The organism is Halorarum halophilum, from assembly GCF_013401515.1.
Lineage (GTDB): Archaea > Halobacteriota > Halobacteria > Halobacteriales > Haloferacaceae > Halorarum > Halorarum halophilum.
Map to the genome: position 1 here is coordinate 2,481,816 of NZ_CP058529.1, position 16,430 is coordinate 2,498,245.

The window sequence follows — 16,430 nt, forward strand, 5'->3', positions numbered from 1 at the left end:
ACGCGCGAGGGATGAACCCTCGTGGTTCGCGACCGGCGCGTCGCCCCAATTCGATTCGCCCCGGCGGGACCGTCCCCGACTCACACCTCGAACCATGCGACGGTCCGGTAGGTCGGCCCCTCCGACGAGAGCTCGCTCGCCTTCAGCCGGAGCTCCGTCGCCTCGAACCACCCCACGTCTGGGTCGTTCCCGCGGAGGAACCGCTGGACGGCGTCCTTCCCCCGTGCGTCGCTCATCCGCGCTACCGTCAGGTGGGGCGTGAACTCGTGCTCCTCGGGGTCGAACCCCAGGGCGGTCGTCTCGCGCTCGACGGCCTCGTGGAGCCGCGTCAGTTCGTCGGCGCCCTCCCGGACCCCGGTCCAGACGACCCGGATGTACTCCTCGCTCGGGAACGCGCCGAGTCCGCCCACCTCGACCGGGAACGACCCCACGTCGGCGTCGGCGACGGCGCGTTCCAGCGCGTCGAGCAGGTCGTCGAGTTCGTCCTCGGGGGTGTCGCCGAGGAACTTCACCGTCACGTGCGCGTCGGTCGGGTCGGTGAACGAGAGGCTCGGCGCGTCCGGGGCGTCGTCCCGGAGGGCGGCGAACTCGTCGGCGAGTCCGTCCGGGAGGTCGAGCGCGACGAACAGCCGTGGCATACGAGGGCTGGGGAGCCGAACGGTGAAAAGCCCGACGCGCAAGCCTTACCCGCACGGTTCGCCAATCCGATAGTATGACCGACGAGGAGCGAGACCACGAGTTCTCGTCCGGACAGGGGCTCGACGAGGACTACGAGGAGTTCACCCTCGATCCGGAGGAGTTGAACGCCGACCCCTCCCAGGTGGACCCCGTCGACACCCGGGTCCTCACCGACCTCCTCGACGAGCGGAACATCGCGAAGGACCAGGTCGAGGTGGAGAGCCTCATCGACGTCGGGCTCTCCTACATGGGCATCAACCGGTTCGAGGAGGCGACCGAGACGTTCGCGCGGGCCGCCCAGTTCGCCGAGGACGACAGCCTCGACGAGCAGGAGGCGTGGGTGAATAAGGGCGTCGCGCACGCCCAGCTCGAGGAGTACGACGAGGCCATCGGCGCCTACCGGGAGGCGCTGCGCATCGACGACGACTCCGAGCACGCCGCCAGCGCGGAGACGAACCTGGCGTACGCGCTCTGGGAGTTCGGCGAGAGCGCCGAGGCGCTCGAACACGCCGAGCGCGCCGTCGAGATCGACCCGCGGTTCGCCCAGGCGTGGTACAACCGCGGCTTCTTCCTCGTCGAGCGCGGCCTGCTGGAGGACGCCGTCAACGCGTTCGACAACGCCATCCGGCTCGGCATGCGCAACGCCGAGGTGCTCGAGGAGAAGGCCCGTGCGCTCGACGAACTCGGCGAGGAGGAGGAGGCCGAGGCGGTCGCCGAGCGCGCCGAGGAGCTCCGCCAGCAGGCCGAACAGGAACTGGTCGAGGAGTACGAGGACCGCTGATGCTGCTGAAGGAGCGTGACACGCCCGAGGGGACGCTGGTGTCGGTCTGCGACCCGGACTGCCTCGGCGAGACGTACGAGAACGGCGCGGTCACCCTGGAGGTGACGGAGGAGTTCTACGGCGGCAACGACGCGGAGCCAGCCGACGAGGACCGGGTCGTCGAGAGCCTGCTGGCCGCGAGCACGGCGAACCTGGTCGGCGAGGAGTGCGTCTCCGTGGCCATCGACGCCGGCATCATCGACGAGGACCGCGTGCTGGAGGTCGGCGACACGGTCCACGCGCAGCTGCTCTGGCTCAGGTAGGGACTCGGCGGTCTCTCCCCGCCCTTTTTGGGCCGTTGCGGTGTCGGCCGAGGTATGGTGACCACCGACCTCCTCGTCCGCATCGACACCCTCCTGGGGATGTTCGCACTGCTCCTCCTGCTCGCGACGTTCTACCTCGTCGCCCTGGACCCGATCGTGGGGCTCGGCGCGCTCGTCGTCGTCGGGCTCGGCCTGTACGCGCTGCTGTCGTACGTCCTCGGCTTCCTCGTGGGCGTCGGCGACGAGGATTTCCGGACGGACGAGGGGCTCCGGGACGACGACGTGCGGGAGGGGAGCGAAACCTGATCTCGGCCGCTCCGGCCGGCGCGTAAGGGGGAACGGTTTCATAACGCCGCGAGGACCGAAGGGATGTTACCCCTCCGACCCCTCGTTTCGGGTAATGGAACCAGCACAGGAACCGTATCCCCTGGACGTCGAGGCGATCAGGGCGGACTTCCCCATCCTTGACCGGAAGGTCGGCGGCGACGCGACCGTCCCCGGCGAGGACGAGGACGACACGACGCCGCTCGTCTACCTCGACAACGCGGCGACGAGCCAGACGCCCGACCAGGTCGTCGACACCATCGCCGACTACTACCGCTCGTACAACTCGAACGTCCACCGCGGCATCCACCAGTTGAGCCAGGAGGCCAGCGTGGCCTACGAAGAGGCCCACGACAGGGTCGCCGAGTTCGTCGGCGCGGCGGGGCGCGAGGAGATCGTCTTCACGAAGAACGCGACCGAGGCGGAGAACCTCGTCGCGTACGCGTGGGGGCTGAACGAGATCGGACCGGGCGACAATGTCGTGCTCACCCAGATGGAGCACCACGCCTCGCTCGTCACCTGGCAGCAGACGGCGAGGAAGACCGGCGCGGAGGCGCGCTTCATCCGGGTCACCGACGACGGGCGGCTCGACATGGACCACGCCCGCGAGCTGATCGACGAGGACACGGCGATGGTGAGCGCCGTCCACGTCTCGAACACGCTCGGAACGGTCAACCCCGTCGCGGAACTGGCGGACCTCGCGCACGACCACGACGCGCTGATCTTCGTCGACGGCGCCCAGTCGGTCCCGCACATGCCGGTCGACGTGCGCGAGTTCGATCCTGACTTCTTCGCCTTCTCGGGCCACAAGATGTGCGGCCCGACCGGTATCGGCGTGCTGTACGGGAAGGAGCGCCTCCTCGAGGAGATGGAACCGTACCTCTACGGCGGCTCGATGATCCGCAAGGTGACCTTCGAGGAGACCCAGTGGGAGGACCTCCCCTGGAAGTTCGAGGCCGGCACGCCGGTCATCGAGCAGGGCATCGCGCTCCACGCCGCCATCGACTACCTCGAGGACGTCGGGATGGAACGGGTCCACGAACACGAGTCGCTGCTGGCGCGGTACGCGTACGACCGGCTCTCGGAGTTCGACGACATCGAGATCTACGGCCCGCCGGGCGACGAGCGCGCCGGTCTCGTCTCGTTCAACGTCGACGGCGTCCACGCCCACGACCTCTCCAGCATCCTCAACGAGCACGGCGTCGCCATCCGCGCCGGCGACCACTGCACCCAGCCGCTGCACGACGTCCTCGGCGCGGCCGCCTCGGCCCGCGCGAGCTTCTACGTGTACAACACCCGCGAGGAGATCGACGCGCTCGTGGAGGGTGTCGACGACGCCCGACAGCTCTTCGCGTAAATTTCTCTTCGTCGGGTTTCTCCGATCGCTCGCTACGCTCGCTCCCTCCGCGAACCATCCTCGAAAAAGTCACATAAAAAGAGCCGCTCGCTCGGGTCGGCTCCGCTGACCCTCGTTCGCGGTGGATTGCGGAGTGCCGAAAGCACCAGCACGCCCACCGCGAGGGAGCCGCCCGTGCAGCGTAACAGGTAGGGCGGTAGCCTTTTCGGGCCGACTCGCCTATATCTCCCAACAATGGGAATCGGTGGCGGCTCCGATATGTATCGCCAGCAGATCCTGGACCACTACAAGAACCCCCGGAACTACGGCGAGATGGACGACCCCACGTTCTCACACGTCGGGGAGAACCCCTCCTGTGGCGACACCATCCGCGTGGACGTCCGGCTGGAGGACGACGGGGAGACCATCGAGTACGTCTCGTTCTCGGGCGACGGCTGCGCCATCTCGCAGGCGTCGGCGTCGATGCTCTCCGAGCGCCTCCGCGGGATGACCCTCGACGAACTGGAGGAACTCGACGTCGAGGACGTGACCGAGATGCTCGGCGTCGACATCTCCCCGATGCGCATCAAGTGCGCCGTGCTCGCCCGGCAGGTCGCCCAGGACGGCGCGAAGCTCCACGAGGGCGAGATCGAGGACCTCGACGTCACGAAGACCGAGGAGTAGCGCCGGCCGCGGGTTCCAGGTTTTTCGCTCCCGTCGTTTCGATCACGCTTGCGCTCCGTCGAGCGGCGCGGCTACTCGGGATCTCGGTCGAACCGATAGCGAGTTGGAGGGACGCGTGTGTCGGGGGGACTCGGCCCGGCTACTCCGGCTTCAGGCCCGCGTCCTGGACGCGCATGACGGACTCGCCGTCGGCCAGGTTCGGGGCGTCGACCAGCCGAACGATGCGCTTGTCGCCCTTCGACTTGCGGAGGTACATCCGGAACGTGGAGGTGTGGCCCAGGATGTTCCCGCCGATGGGCTGGGTCGGGTCGCCGAAGTAGGAGTCGGGGTTGGAGGCGACCTGGTTCGTCACGAGCACGACCGAGTTGTACAGGTTGCCCACGCGCATCAGGTCGTGGAGGTGCTTGTTCAGCTTCTGCTGGCGGTCGGCGAGCTGGCCGCGGCCGACGTACTCGGCGCGGAAGTGAGCTGTGAGCGAGTCGACGCACAGCAGGCGGACCGGGAACTCGTCGTCCTCGTGCTCGCTCGCGACCTCCTTGGCCTTCTCGGCGAGGAGGATCTGGTGGTTGGAGTTGAACGCCTTCGCGACGTGGATCTTGTCGAGCACGTCCTCCAGCAGCGCCTCCATCGCCGCGTCGTCGCCGGGGTTCCCCTCGATCTCGCGCTCCTCGAGGAGCGCCTCGAGGATCTCGTCGTCCAGCCCGCGCACCATGTCGTCGATGCGCTCGGGGCGGAACGTGTCCTCGGAGTCGATGAATATACAGCTACCCTCCAGCCCGCCGTACTCCGCGGGGAGCTGGACGTTCACCGCCATCTGGTGGGTCACCTGCGACTTGCCGGCGCCGAACTCGCCGTACACCTCGGTGATGGACTGCGTCTCGAGCCCGCCGTCGAGCATCTCGTCCACCTCGGGGATGAGCCACGAGAGCTTCCCGATCTGCTTGCGGCGTTCGAGCACCTGTGCGCCGGACTCGAACCCGCCGACGTCGGCGGCCTTCCGCGCGCCCTGGATGATGTCGTTCGCCGTCGAGTCGCCGATGTCCGCGGTGTTGCCGAGCTCGCTGGGACTGGCGACCGCGATGCTCTGGTAGCTTTCGAAACCCGCTTCCACTAGTTTGTCGGCCGTCGCCGGCCCGACGCCGGGGAGGCTTTCGAGGTCGTCCTCTGCCATCGTACTCCCGGCTTGTGCGGCTCCGCACATAAACCCTCGTTAACACCAAAGTGAAAGTGAAAACGCGGTGCCTCGGAGGGGTCACGTCGGTGCGTCTCCGAGGGTTCAGACGTGAAGAGGGGCGGCAGGACGAGACGGACCGCGTCGACGCTCGGGAAGTAGAACCGTGTCGTCCAGAGACTCGGCCGGCGGACCGTGAGTCAGTTGTAGGCGATCCGGAGTTCGAGCTCGTTCGCGACGCCGAGGAGGAGCGAGGGCAGTTCGCGTTCGAACCGCTCGTTGCGGAACCGGTTGATGGGACCGGCGACGCTGAGGCCGCCGAGCACCCCGCCGTCGCCGTCCGAGATCGGCACGCCCACGGCCCGGAGGCCGTCGACGAACCCCTGGTCGTTGATGCTGTACCCCCGTTCGCGGACGCGGTCGAGCTCCTCGTACAGTGCCGTCCGGTCGGTGATGGTCCGGTCGGTCAACGGCTCCAGCCCGTGACGCTCCACGATGGCGTCGACCTGCTCCTCGGGGAGTTCCGAGAGGATGGCGTGGCCCGCCGCGCTCGCGTGGATGGGTACCCGCTTTCCCAGGTGCGTGTTGACGTCGACCGCTTTCTCCCCGGTCGCGCGGTGGACGTAGACCCCGCGACCGTGCTCCTCGACGATGAACTGGGCCCGCTCGTTGGTCTCGGCGGCGACCTCCTCGACCTTCGTGGCGGCGAGTTCGTACGCCGGTTCGCGCACGCGGGCGAGTTCGCCGTGCTCCAGGAACTTCAGGCTGAGCGCGTATTCGTTCCCCTCGCGGACCACGTACTCGGCGCGTTCGAGGGTCTCCAGGTGTCGATGGATCGTGCTCTTCGCGCAGTCGAACTCGGCGGTGATCTCGGCGAGGTCGGTCCAGCCGACCTCCTGCAGGTGGTCGACGACGTCGAGCGAGCGTTCGACCGCGCCGATCGTCCCGTGCTGGGCGGCCATGGTCCCTGTTCGCACGCATCACGGATAAATATCCCACATTACGGAATATAGTTTCACGCGGACCGCACGGTGTATTTGCGGTTTCGGGGTCAGTTGACCCCTGTTCCCCGGTCGGTTCCGTTTCACGTGACGGAACGGCAGAGGGGTCCTCACTGGTCGATCGATGTGGGACAGGACCGTCACGCGGCCGTGCCTGGGGACTTCGAAGCGATTCTTCGATGTAGAACGCACGTTCCACCGGTCATCGGGCGATCCTGGAGGGCTCCCCTCCCCAGGGAGGCGATCCCCGCCCTCTTCTCCCATTGCATCATAAAAAATACAATCACCTAATCTCCCTATCGGCAGGATAGGGCGCGTGAAAGTGCCTGTATCGAATATTAAAGAAATCATATATAACAAATCATTAGTAACGAATTTATGCGGTGTATCCATACCGTTCCCTGTGGTAGCATACCATGGCAAAGAGAGACACGCGCCGGCGCTTCCTGAAGCGGACGGGAGCCGCCGGGGTACTGACGGCTGGACTGGCGGGTTGTACCGGAAACTCGGACGGCGGTCCCGGCGGCGGCGGTAACGGCGGCGACGGCGGAACGCCGGCCGGCGAACAGAAGACGATCTCGGGCGACAAGGGCGAGGTCCACTTCCTCTCGGCCGAGAACAGTTCTGCGTTCAAGCAGTACTACCAGAAGTGGGCCGAGCGGTTCAGCGAGGAGACGGGCTACGGCGTCAAACTGGAGTTCGTCGGCGTCGGGTCGAGCCAGTCGGCCCGCATCTCGAAGCTCCTCCAGGCGGGGAACCCGCCGGAACTGACGACCACGGCCCCCGAGAAGGGCGGCGGGATGGCGCTCCAGGGGGTCCTCGCGGACCTCAGCGACGAGGCGTCGTGGATGGAGGACAAGTACGGCTACTCGTTCAACGAGGACTTCCTCTTCCAGCTCGACGGCAGCCAGTACGTCGTCCCCATCTGGGTCAACATGACGATGGACTGGTACCGGGTGAGCGCCTGGCAGGACGGCGCCGGATTCGCGCCCCGGAACCCCAACTGGCAGGAGTTCCTCGAGGGCGTGAAGGCCACCGACGGCGTGGAGGACCGCCGCGGCACGGTCGTCCCGGCCGCGCAGAGCCTGATGAGCACCGAGTACTACATCGACCACATGTTCCAGAACGGGGGGCGGATCTTCGCCCGGAACGGCGGGAACGTCGAGGTGGTGATGAACAAGGGACAGGACCGCACGAAGACCAAGGAGGTGCTCGAGTACATCGAGAAACTGAACCAGTACTCCGTCGACGGGTCGGGCTACGCCTACAGCGAGCAGATCGAGTCCTTCTGGTCCGAACAGGTGAACGAGGTGAAGTACTTCGGCGCCCGGCCGCTCCAGCAGGCCGTCGAGAACAACGAGGCGGTCGCCGAGGACACGGGGCTGATGCGCCCGCCGCACAAGGAGGAGCAGACCCACCAGGCGTTCTCGGAGGGCTGGGTGATGTTCGAGCCGGCCGAGAACAAGGACGGCGCGCGGGAGTTCATCAAGTTCATGTCCCGTCCCGAACCCCTCTACGAACTCCTCCACATCGCGCCGCTGCACAACCTCCCGCCGTTCCCGGCCGCCGTCGACGACGAGGAGTTCCTCGACAACGAGTTCATCGACGAGTGGGTGCGGCCCAACGACCACATCCGCATCGACGACGTCGTCACCATGGTCGAGAACGCGAAGACCCTCGTCGGCGAGACGGACCCGAACAACGCGCTCGCGTCGCCGGTGTTCTCGGAGAACGTCTTCGGCAACATGATCTACAACGTCCTCTACGGCGACACCTCGATCGACCAGGCCATCGACCAGGCCGGCGAGCAGGCGACGAGCATCATGGACGGATTCGACAAATGAACGCCGGCCGCCCTCACCGACGTCATCGGTGGCCGGTGTGGCCGGGGGAATCCGACGATGGATGAGGCGACGAGCACGGGCGGGCTCGACGCCACGCACGAGGAGGACACCCGACAGGACCGTCTGGCGGCGCTCCTCGACAACGAGGTCTTCCTCGGCTACGGGAGCCTCTCGCCGGTCATGGTGCTGTTCCTCTTCGTGGCCGTCCTGCCGATCGGCTGGGCGCTCGCGGGGAGCTTCTTCGAGATCAACGCCTTCAACCCGGTGTGGAACTGGACGGGGCTCTCGAACTACGAGCACATCTTCCTCCAGGACAGCTTCTACTGGACCGCCGCCGGCAAGTCCGTGGTGTTCGGCTTCGGGTCGGTCGCGCTCCAGATCGTGCTCGGGGTGGCGTTCGCGCTCATCCTGCAGCGATCGTTCCGCGGCAACGCGTTCGCGCGGGCGGTCGTCCTGCTCCCGTACCTGGTGCCGGTCATCGTGGTCGGGCTCGTCTTCCAGTGGATGATGAACCCGAACTACGGGGTGTTCAACCTCCTCGGGACGCGCTTCGGCGTCCTGAGCGGCCCCATCAACTTCCTGGGGAACTCCGACATCGCGATGTACGCCATCATCGTCGCCGCGAGCTGGAAGTGGTCCATCTTCGTCGTGATGATGACGCTGGCCCGCCTGGAGGCGATCCCCTCCGGCTACTACGACGCCGCCCGCGTCAACGGCGCCAACGCGTGGCAGCGGTTCCGTGACATTACGCTCCCGAACCTGAAGGGGATGATCGTCCTCGTCGTCCTGCTGCGGGGCATCTGGATGTTCAACAAGTTCGACATCGTCTGGATCATGACCCGCGGCGGCCCGAGCGGCGCGACGACGACGCTGCCGGTGTACGCCTACAAGGTGGCGTTCAACCAGTGGCACCTCGGCGAGTCGCTGGCCATCGCGTCGACGCTGTTCCTGACGCTGGTCATCGGTGCCGCCGTCTACTTCGGCAAGTTCAACCCCGAACAGGAGGTGCGCGTCGAATGAGCTACTCCACGTCGAAGTCGCCGATGGAGCGGCTCATCGACTACTACGTCCGTCGGGTCCCCTACGACCTCCAGAAGCGCCTGTCGAAGTGGTTCTTCAGGCTGCTCATCCTGGTGACGGTCGTCGTCGTCGGCTTCCCGACGTACGTGATGCTGAAGGCGTCGATCCAGCCCGAACTGGAGCTGTTCTCGAACACGTTCCTGTTCGTCCCGCGGAACCCGACCCTGGAGAACTTCGAGGGGCTGTTCACGGAGACGAACTTCGTGCGGTTCTACGCGAACAGCATCGTCGCGGCGCTGGGGACGATGCTCATCAGCGTCGTCGCCAGCACCCTCGCGGGCTACTCGCTGACCCGGTTCAGCTTCCCGGGGAAGAAGCGGCTCGCCCAGTCGGTGCTGTTCTCCTACATGTTCCCGCCGCTGCTGCTCGGACTGCCGATGTTCATGATCTGGCGGGACCTCGCGATGCTGAACAGCTACCCTGGCATCGTCCTGGCCCACACGGCCCACGCGCTGCCGTTCGACATCTGGCTGATGTGGAAGTTCTTCCAGACCGTCCCCATCAGCTACGAGGAGAGCGCGTGGATCTACGGCGCCAGCCGCCTGCGCGCCCTCCGGGACGTCGCCGTCCCGATGGCCCTGCCGGGCATCATCGCCGTCTCCATCTTCTCGTTCGCCATCTCCTGGAGCGACTTCACGTTCGCCAACCTCCTGCTGACCCAGGAGTCGATGAAGACGCTCCCTATCGGGATGATCGGCTTCATCGAACAGCAGGCGGTCCACTGGGGGCTCATCATGAGCGCCTCGGTGATGATGGCGCTGCCGGCGTTCCTGCTGGTGTACTTCCTCCAGAGCTACCTGCTCCGGGGGTTCAGCGTGGGTGGTCTCGGATGACCGCCCTCGCGCGCCGCGGTCGCGGTCGAACTGGCAACCGAATCGGCAGTCGGTTCGGCCGCCGGACTGACGGTCGAATCGACGGTCGAACCGACGAACGATCGAGCGACGAGGTGAACTAACGTGTCCGAGATACGCATCGACGAGTTGCGAAAGGTGTACGAGGTACCGAGCGGGAACGAGGTCGCTGTCGAGGGGTCCACGCTGACGGTTCCGGACGGGGACTTCCTGACGCTGCTCGGCCCGTCCGGCTGTGGCAAGTCGACGACCCTGCGCTGTATCGCCGGCCTGGAGTCGCCGACGGAGGGGACGGTCTCCTACGACGAGGACGACGTGACCCCCCTCCCGGCCCAGGAACGGGACATCAGCATGGTGTTCCAGGAGATCGCGCTGTACCCGCACATGCGGTGCATCGAGAACATCGCCTACCCGCTAAAGGTGCGGGGCGTCCCCGAGGACGAGCGCCACGAGCGCGCCCGCGAGGTCGCGCGGATCCTCGAGGTCGAGGAGCTCGTCGAGAAGCACCCCGCCGAGCTCTCGGGCGGCCAGCGCCAGCGCATCGCCATCGCCCGGGCCATCGTCCGGGAGCCGAGGGCGTTCCTGATGGACGAGCCGATGACCGGCCTCGACGAGAAGCTGAAGGTCCGGATGCGCAAGGAGCTCAAGCGCGTCGTCGAGGAGACCGAGCAGACGGTCGTGTACGTCACCCACAACCAGGAGGAGGCGATGATGCTCTCGGACTGGATCGCGGTGATGAGCGACGGCGTCATCGAGCAGTATGGCACGCCCGACGAGGTGTACAACGAGCCGAACAACCGGTTCGTCGCCGGCTTCGTCGGCATGCCCGAGATGAACGTCTGGCGCGGCGAGACCGACGGGTCGACGGTGTCGGTCGCCATCGGCGAGCAGGCGGTGTCGCTCGACCTGCGCGAGGCCGCCGGCGACGCCGAACGGAAGGAGAAGACGAGCATCGACGAGCGGAGTTCGGACGAGGTGGAGGTCGGCTTCCGACCGCAGGCCATCGGCCTCGTCCCGGAGGGGGAGGGGGACTTCGACGCGGACCTCTCCCTGATCGAGCCGATGGGCGAGGACAGCCTCTGTTATCTCGACTCGCCGGTCGGCGAGATCAGGGTCGTCGAGGACGCCGCGACGCGCTTTTCCGACGGCGACACCGTCGGCGTCGCTCTCGACCGGCACGAGGGGTACGTCTTCGACGACGTGTCCGGGTCGACCATCGCCCGCACCGGCCCGTCGGCCGCCGCGACGACCGACGACGCGGCGACCGAACGCCGGGGGAGTACGTCGGACTGATCCCGCCATGTCCCGCTCGAACACGGTTCCAACACCGCGGCGGCGACGGGTCCGATGGCCGTGAGCGACGCCGCCCCGACCGTCGCCGGCGTGGGGATGACGCCCTTCGAGAGCGAGACCGACGACCGGTTGCTCGACCTCGTCGAACGCGCCGCGCTCGCCGCGCTCGCCGACGCGGACGTGACCCCGACCGAACTCGACGCGGTCGTCGTCGGCAACATGGCCGCGGAGGCGTTCACGGACCGCTCCGGGCTGGCGAACGCTCTCGTCGACAGCGTCGGCGCGACGGGCGCGAGCGCGGACCGCGTCGAGAACACCAGCGCGTCCGGCGCCAGCGCGTTCAAGCGGGGCGTCGAGGCCGTCACCGCCGGACACGCGGAGCGCGTCCTCGTCGTCGGCGGCGAGCACATGTCCGCGGTGGACCGGGAACGGTCGACCGAGATCGTCGGGAGCATCGTCCACGGGACCGAGCGACGGCACGGCGTCACCCTGCCGTCGCTCGCGGGCGTGGCCACCGACGCCTACCTTCGGGAGCACGACGCCGACCGCGCCGCGCTCTCCGAGGTGGCCGTGAAGAACCACGGCAACGCGGCTGCCAACCCCTACGCCCAGTTCCGGACGCCGGTCACCCGCGAGGAGGTGGAGTCCTCGCCCGCCGTGGCGGACCCGCTCCGCCTCTACGACTGCTGTCCCACGAGCGACGGGGCCGCCGCGGTCGTGCTCGCCCCAGAGGGCGACGTCCGCGTCACGGGAGTCGCGGGGGCGACCGGCACCCACGCCGTCCCGGAGCGGCAGAGCGTCCTCAGGGTCGAGAGCGTCGCGAAGGCCGGCACGCGGGCGCTGTCCGCGGCGGGCATCTCGCCCGCCGACGTGGACGTCGCCTGCGTCCACGACGCGTTCACGGTGCTGGAGCTGCTCGAACTGGAGGAGTTGGGTTTCTACGGGCCGGGGGCGGCCTGGAAGGCGGTGCTCGACGGCGAGACCGCCGTCGACGGGACGCTGCCGGTCAACCCCGGCGGGGGGCTGAAGGCCCGCGGTCACCCCCTGGGTGCGACGGGCGTGGCCCAGCTGGTCGAACTGGTCTGGCAACTCCGCGGCGAGGCGGTCGGCCGGCAGGCCACCCCGGCGTACACGGGGCTGGCGGTCAACGTCGCGGGGTTCGGGAACAACAGCATCTGTACGATACTGGAGGCCGACACGTGACAGACGAACCATACGATCGAACCGACGAGACTGACGAGACTGACGAGACGGACGAGAGGCGCGCGCACACCGACGGGACCGCCAACCCACCCGGCAACAAGGACGGGGCCAACACGGACGAGGCCGACGCGGACGCGTATGGCGAGTACGATATGCACGCTCACGACGCGCCCGACGCAGCCTACGTCTGCACTGACTGCGACGAACGGTGGTTCTACGCCCGGGCGCGGTGTCCCGACTGCGGCGGCGGGGACCACGCGACGTACGAACTCGGGGTCGGCACGCTCCGCGCCGCCACGACGGCCCGGGTGACGCCGGCCGACGTGCGCGACGAGAACCCCCTCGGCCTCGCCGAGTTCGGCGGCGGCGTGGCTGTCCTCGCCCAGCTACCGACCGGCGAGCGCCGGCCCGAGGTGGGCGACGCGGTGGAGCTGACCGGATCATCGGCGCTCCGCGACGGCATCTACGGCGCCAGACTGCGCGGCGTCGGGGAGGACGCCCCCACGGGGACCGGGGACGAACGGGCACGCAGGGAGGTGCGCGAGTCGTGACGGTCCCCGACCGGATGCGCGCGGTCCGAATCGACGACCACGGCGGCCCGGACATCCTCGCGGAGGCCGAGGTCGCAACGCCCGAACCCGGACACGGCGAGGTGCTGGTCCGGACAGTGGCCGCGTCGGTCAACCCGATCGACACGTACGTGCGCGAGGGGGCCGCGGAGCCGGCGGACGGCCTGCCCCACGTCGTCGGCTCAGACGTGGCCGGCGTCGTCGTCGCCGCCGGCGCCGGGGTCGACGAGTTCGCACCCGGCGACCGGGCGTTCGCGACGGGTCTCGGTCTGTTCGAACAGGGGAGCTACGCTGAGTACGTCCCGGTGCCCGCGGACCGCCTCGCACACCTCCCGGAGGCCGTCCCGTTCCGGACGGGCGCCGCGGCGGCGATGGTGTACCCGACCGCCTGGCGCGCGCTGGTCGACCGCGGCGGTCTCACGGTCGGCGACGCCTGCCTGATCCAGGGCGGCGCCGGCGGCGTCGGTAACGCGGCGGTCCAGATCGCCCGCCACGCAGGCACCGAGGTGGTCGCGACCGCGCGTCCGGACGACGCCGAACTCGTCGAGGACGCCGGCGCCGACGCCGTCGTCGACTACCGGGCCGACGACATGGCCGGGGCGGTACGAGCGGCCGGCGTCGACGCGGTCGACGTCGTCCTCGAAACCCACGCCGACCGCAACCTCGCGGGGGACCTCGACCTCCTCTCGCGCGGCGGACGCGTCGTCGTCATCGGCGAGGAGGCGCCGATCGAACTGTCGCCGTCGCTGTCGATGGACGCCAAGATCGCCGACGCCGACCTCCGGTTCATGTCCATCGTCGCCTCGGCCGAGGACCAGAAGCGACTGCTCGAACGGACGGCGCCGCGACTGGCCGACGGGACGTTCGACGTTCGCGTGGCCGACGTCTACCCCTTCCCGGAGGCCGCGGAGGCACACCGCGCGGTGGAGTCCACGGGAACAGGCGGCAAGGTGCTGCTGGAACCCTGATCCGCCCGGGTCGGTCTCGGGCTTCGTCGCAACCAGTCTCCTCGGACGCGAATCGACGTGACACCGCCGCTCGGTAGTGCGCGGCTATCGTTCGGTCGTACCGCGATTGTCGGAAAATCCTTTGCCCCGGTCTGTCGTACTCCGTCCATGTCTACGGACCCACTCGACGAACTCGACTTCGGGATCCTCCATCTGCTTCAGGAAGACGCGCGCCACATCTCGCCGGTCGACATGGAGGACGAACTCCCGGTCTCCGACACGACGATCCGCAACCGCATCGAGAAACTGGAGGACCGAGGGATCATCGAGGGTTACGTCCCGCTCATCGACTACGAGAAGGCGGGGTTCCCGTTGCGGGTCAAGTTCGTCTGCACGGCTCCCGTGAAGGAACGTGCGAAACTCGCCGAGGAGGCGCTCGAACTCCACAACGTCGTGGACGTAGAGGAGATGCTGAGCGCCCGCGAGAACGTTCGGATCATGGTCGTGACGAACCACTCCGAAGACCTTCACGAGGTCACCGAGCGGATCGACGATCTGGGCCTCACGATCGAGCGTGAGGGCCTCGTCCGACGAATTCACCGACGCCCGTTCAACCACTTCGGCGAACACATGGTTTCCTGGAAGTAGGAAACTCGGCTCCTGTATTCGAGCCCGCGGGTTAGAAATAAGAAGGATATATATCGAATTGCTTACTCAGAAATCATGTTTGGACAAATGCTTTGGTCACGGCCAACTTCGGTGGACGTGATGCGAACGCAAGCGAGATTTTCGACTGAGGGCCATCCGGACGAGATCCTACACACTGTTCTCACTGCTCTCTCGGCGGCCGAAAACGTGGGCGTAGCCAGCCTCGACCTACCGCTGTTCGACGTGATCGACTCCGGGGCCCTCGAACAGCTACTCGGGAACGCCGACCGACGGATCAGCGTGACGTTCCCGTACGAGCAGTGGGTGGTGAAGGCCCACGGTGACGGCGCGGTTGAGGTGCGTGAAAACACGGAGACGCGGTAGATGTTTCAGTGTCTCTGTGACACCTGTGAAGAACGGGAGCTGATCGAGGAACTCGAGCAGGCACAGGAGTACTTCAACGAACACGCGGATCGTGGATGTGAAGTCGAGATCATCAACGTCGAGCTGGCGGCTGATCAACTGAACACTGGGCCGACCCAACCTGCGTCCTGCACGGAGGAACCGCGGACTGCGAACGAGATCAGTTCGCGAGAGGGGCAGCAGTCAGCCGACAGATGAGTCATTCGACGTTCGGGAACTGCCGGAACACGATCGGTCCCTAGAGTGCCTGGACACGTGGTGAGCAGCGCTTCGTCCGCCCGTACGAAGATTATATGATGGCTCTCGATGACTTCCGGATACGAATGTCCCCGTCGCTCCTCCGCACCGCCCCGTCGACGTGGCGATTCGCGCTCATCGGCGCGCTGGCCTCGCTGCCCGTCGCCGCCATCGTGAACTGGCTGCCGAACTCGGAGGCGACCGTCGGTGGCGGTATCATGGTGATCGGAGCGTTCATCGCGGGAGCTATCGCCGCAGTCCGATCGACGGACCCGGACGATGCCGGACTCCGCGCCGGTTTCCTCGGTGGCGTCCTCGCAGTGCTCACGCTCGTTGTGACAGTAGTCAGTGCCGCGGTCGGTGGTACGGCGGCGGCGTGGCCGCCGTCCAGAGTCCTCTTCTGGGTCCTTGCTATCGGGCTGGTCCTGTGCGTCTCCCCCGTATTCGGTCTGGCATGCGGTCGTGTCGGCGGGTGGGTGGCGGACACCGTCGCCTCACGACGGAAGACCGGCGCGAACGCGCCGTAACGATCCTACGACGGGTTGTTGGACGGACGCTCCGTAATGAGAGTTCTTCCGGAAAGAAGTAGTGGTGAGGTGGTCCGCGGTCGTGCGCGGTCTAGTCGGACGTATAGAGGTAGAGCGTGACGAGTGCGACGACGGCTTCGGCGACTTTCGAGGCGATAGAGAGCGGGTTGACCTGCTCGCCCATGTCGAAGAAGGCGAGGATCGTTACGATCGCGTATCCGGCGGCGACGGGATAGAGCTCACGCCGCCAGTAGCGGCTGAGGCACACGAGAACTCCCCCGATCCAGCCGAGGCCGTTCAGATAGAAGAGGACGCCCGTCGTCCGATCGAACGCCATCACTCGTGGTGCCAGCAGCAGGTGGATCGCGGCCGAGGCGAGTGCCGCGAGGACGACGACGTAGCCCAGATAGTGCGACGGGGGACTCACCACCGATCGGGACTCCTGCGAGGTAGCCGGTTGACCAGCCATGGAACTGGTCGTTCTCGGTGGACGGAAGGTATCGTGACCAGGTTCGCGACGATTGGGTAGTC

General features: G+C 67.2%; 20 protein-coding genes. 16 read left to right on the plus strand and 4 right to left on the minus strand.

The window, feature by feature from the left end:
* Window positions 1-80 precede the first annotated feature (80 nt).
* Entirely contained in the window at window positions 81-638 is a 558-nt protein-coding gene (gene thpR / locus HUG10_RS12480) for an RNA 2',3'-cyclic phosphodiesterase (RefSeq protein WP_179169886.1), read from the minus strand.
* A 74-nt stretch (window positions 639-712) separates the two neighbouring features.
* On the opposite strand from thpR, the gene HUG10_RS12485 reads away from it, so the two are divergent.
* The 5 genes from HUG10_RS12485 to sufU all read left to right on the plus strand — a co-directional run bounded on the left by HUG10_RS12485 (window position 713) and on the right by sufU (window position 4,105).
* Window positions 713-1,459, plus strand: coding sequence for a tetratricopeptide repeat protein (locus HUG10_RS12485; RefSeq protein ID WP_179169887.1), 747 nt, complete (start codon window positions 713-715; stop codon window positions 1,457-1,459).
* A complete protein-coding gene (locus HUG10_RS12490; protein WP_179169888.1) occupies window positions 1,459-1,761 on the plus strand; it encodes a DUF424 domain-containing protein in 303 nt (100 codons plus the stop codon). The genes HUG10_RS12485 and HUG10_RS12490 overlap by 1 nt, the downstream gene beginning before the upstream one ends.
* 54 nt (window positions 1,762-1,815) lie before the next feature.
* On the plus strand, window positions 1,816-2,067 hold the full coding sequence (locus HUG10_RS12495; RefSeq protein WP_179169889.1) for a hypothetical protein: 252 nt from the start codon (window positions 1,816-1,818) through the stop codon (window positions 2,065-2,067).
* A 94-nt stretch (window positions 2,068-2,161) separates the two neighbouring features.
* Window positions 2,162-3,442: an aminotransferase class V-fold PLP-dependent enzyme gene (locus tag HUG10_RS12500; RefSeq protein ID WP_179169890.1), complete on the plus strand. Its 1,281-nt coding sequence runs from the start codon at window positions 2,162-2,164 to the stop codon at window positions 3,440-3,442.
* 240 nt (window positions 3,443-3,682) lie between these two features.
* On the plus strand, window positions 3,683-4,105 hold the full coding sequence (gene sufU / locus HUG10_RS12505) for a Fe-S cluster assembly sulfur transfer protein SufU (protein ID WP_179171074.1): 423 nt from the start codon (window positions 3,683-3,685) through the stop codon (window positions 4,103-4,105).
* Between the two features lie 139 nt (window positions 4,106-4,244).
* On the opposite strand, the gene radA is transcribed toward sufU, so the two are convergent.
* Both radA and HUG10_RS12515 read right to left on the minus strand, forming a co-directional pair.
* Window positions 4,245-5,276 carry a DNA repair and recombination protein RadA gene (gene radA, locus HUG10_RS12510; RefSeq protein WP_179169891.1) on the minus strand — a complete coding sequence of 344 codons (1,032 nt, stop codon included), beginning with the start codon at window positions 5,274-5,276 and terminating at the stop codon, window positions 4,245-4,247.
* Between the two features lie 200 nt (window positions 5,277-5,476).
* Entirely contained in the window at window positions 5,477-6,238 is a 762-nt protein-coding gene (locus HUG10_RS12515) for an IclR family transcriptional regulator (protein ID WP_179169892.1), read from the minus strand.
* Window positions 6,239-6,693: 455 nt separating this feature from the next.
* Between HUG10_RS12515 and HUG10_RS12520 the strand changes: the two genes are divergently transcribed.
* The 11 genes from HUG10_RS12520 (at window position 6,694) to HUG10_RS12570 (ending at window position 15,899) form a co-directional block, all read left to right on the plus strand.
* Window positions 6,694-8,121 (plus strand): extracellular solute-binding protein, encoded by a 1,428-nt coding sequence (locus HUG10_RS12520; protein WP_179169893.1) that lies wholly within the window; start codon window positions 6,694-6,696, stop codon window positions 8,119-8,121.
* Window positions 8,122-8,178: 57 nt separating this feature from the next.
* The gene (locus HUG10_RS12525) at window positions 8,179-9,141 is read left to right on the plus strand and encodes a carbohydrate ABC transporter permease (RefSeq protein WP_179169894.1); all 963 of its coding nucleotides are present in this window, start codon (window positions 8,179-8,181) and stop codon (window positions 9,139-9,141) included.
* Entirely contained in the window at window positions 9,138-10,034 is an 897-nt protein-coding gene (locus HUG10_RS12530; RefSeq protein ID WP_179169895.1) for a carbohydrate ABC transporter permease, read from the plus strand. The genes HUG10_RS12525 and HUG10_RS12530 overlap by 4 nt, the downstream gene beginning before the upstream one ends.
* A 123-nt stretch (window positions 10,035-10,157) precedes the next feature.
* Window positions 10,158-11,345, plus strand: a complete 1,188-nt coding sequence (locus HUG10_RS12535; RefSeq protein WP_179169896.1) for an ABC transporter ATP-binding protein — start codon at window positions 10,158-10,160, stop codon at window positions 11,343-11,345.
* Window positions 11,346-11,399: 54 nt separating this feature from the next.
* Window positions 11,400-12,548 carry a thiolase C-terminal domain-containing protein gene (locus tag HUG10_RS12540; RefSeq protein WP_179169897.1) on the plus strand — a complete coding sequence of 383 codons (1,149 nt, stop codon included), beginning with the start codon at window positions 11,400-11,402 and terminating at the stop codon, window positions 12,546-12,548.
* Complete coding sequence (locus HUG10_RS12545; RefSeq protein ID WP_179169898.1) at window positions 12,545-13,099, plus strand: Zn-ribbon domain-containing OB-fold protein; 555 nt, start codon at window positions 12,545-12,547, stop codon at window positions 13,097-13,099. Before HUG10_RS12540 ends, HUG10_RS12545 begins: the two co-directional genes overlap by 4 nt.
* Entirely contained in the window at window positions 13,096-14,085 is a 990-nt protein-coding gene (locus HUG10_RS12550) for an NADPH:quinone reductase (protein ID WP_246310137.1), read from the plus strand. Before HUG10_RS12545 ends, HUG10_RS12550 begins: the two co-directional genes overlap by 4 nt.
* A 147-nt stretch (window positions 14,086-14,232) precedes the next feature.
* A complete protein-coding gene (locus HUG10_RS12555) occupies window positions 14,233-14,712 on the plus strand; it encodes an Lrp/AsnC family transcriptional regulator (RefSeq protein ID WP_179169899.1) in 480 nt (159 codons plus the stop codon).
* Between the two features lie 120 nt (window positions 14,713-14,832).
* Window positions 14,833-15,096: a HalOD1 output domain-containing protein gene (locus tag HUG10_RS12560; RefSeq protein WP_179169900.1), complete on the plus strand. Its 264-nt coding sequence runs from the start codon at window positions 14,833-14,835 to the stop codon at window positions 15,094-15,096.
* Window positions 15,097-15,333, plus strand: a complete 237-nt coding sequence (locus tag HUG10_RS12565; protein WP_179169901.1) for a hypothetical protein — start codon at window positions 15,097-15,099, stop codon at window positions 15,331-15,333. It begins immediately after the preceding gene.
* Between the two features lie 125 nt (window positions 15,334-15,458).
* Window positions 15,459-15,899, plus strand: a complete 441-nt coding sequence (locus HUG10_RS12570) for a DUF5518 domain-containing protein (protein WP_179169902.1) — start codon at window positions 15,459-15,461, stop codon at window positions 15,897-15,899.
* Between the two features lie 91 nt (window positions 15,900-15,990).
* Here HUG10_RS12570 and HUG10_RS12575 read toward each other — a convergent pair whose 3' ends face one another.
* On the minus strand, window positions 15,991-16,368 hold the full coding sequence (locus HUG10_RS12575) for a DUF7475 family protein (RefSeq protein ID WP_179169903.1): 378 nt from the start codon (window positions 16,366-16,368) through the stop codon (window positions 15,991-15,993).
* Window positions 16,369-16,430: the final 62 nt, after the last annotated feature.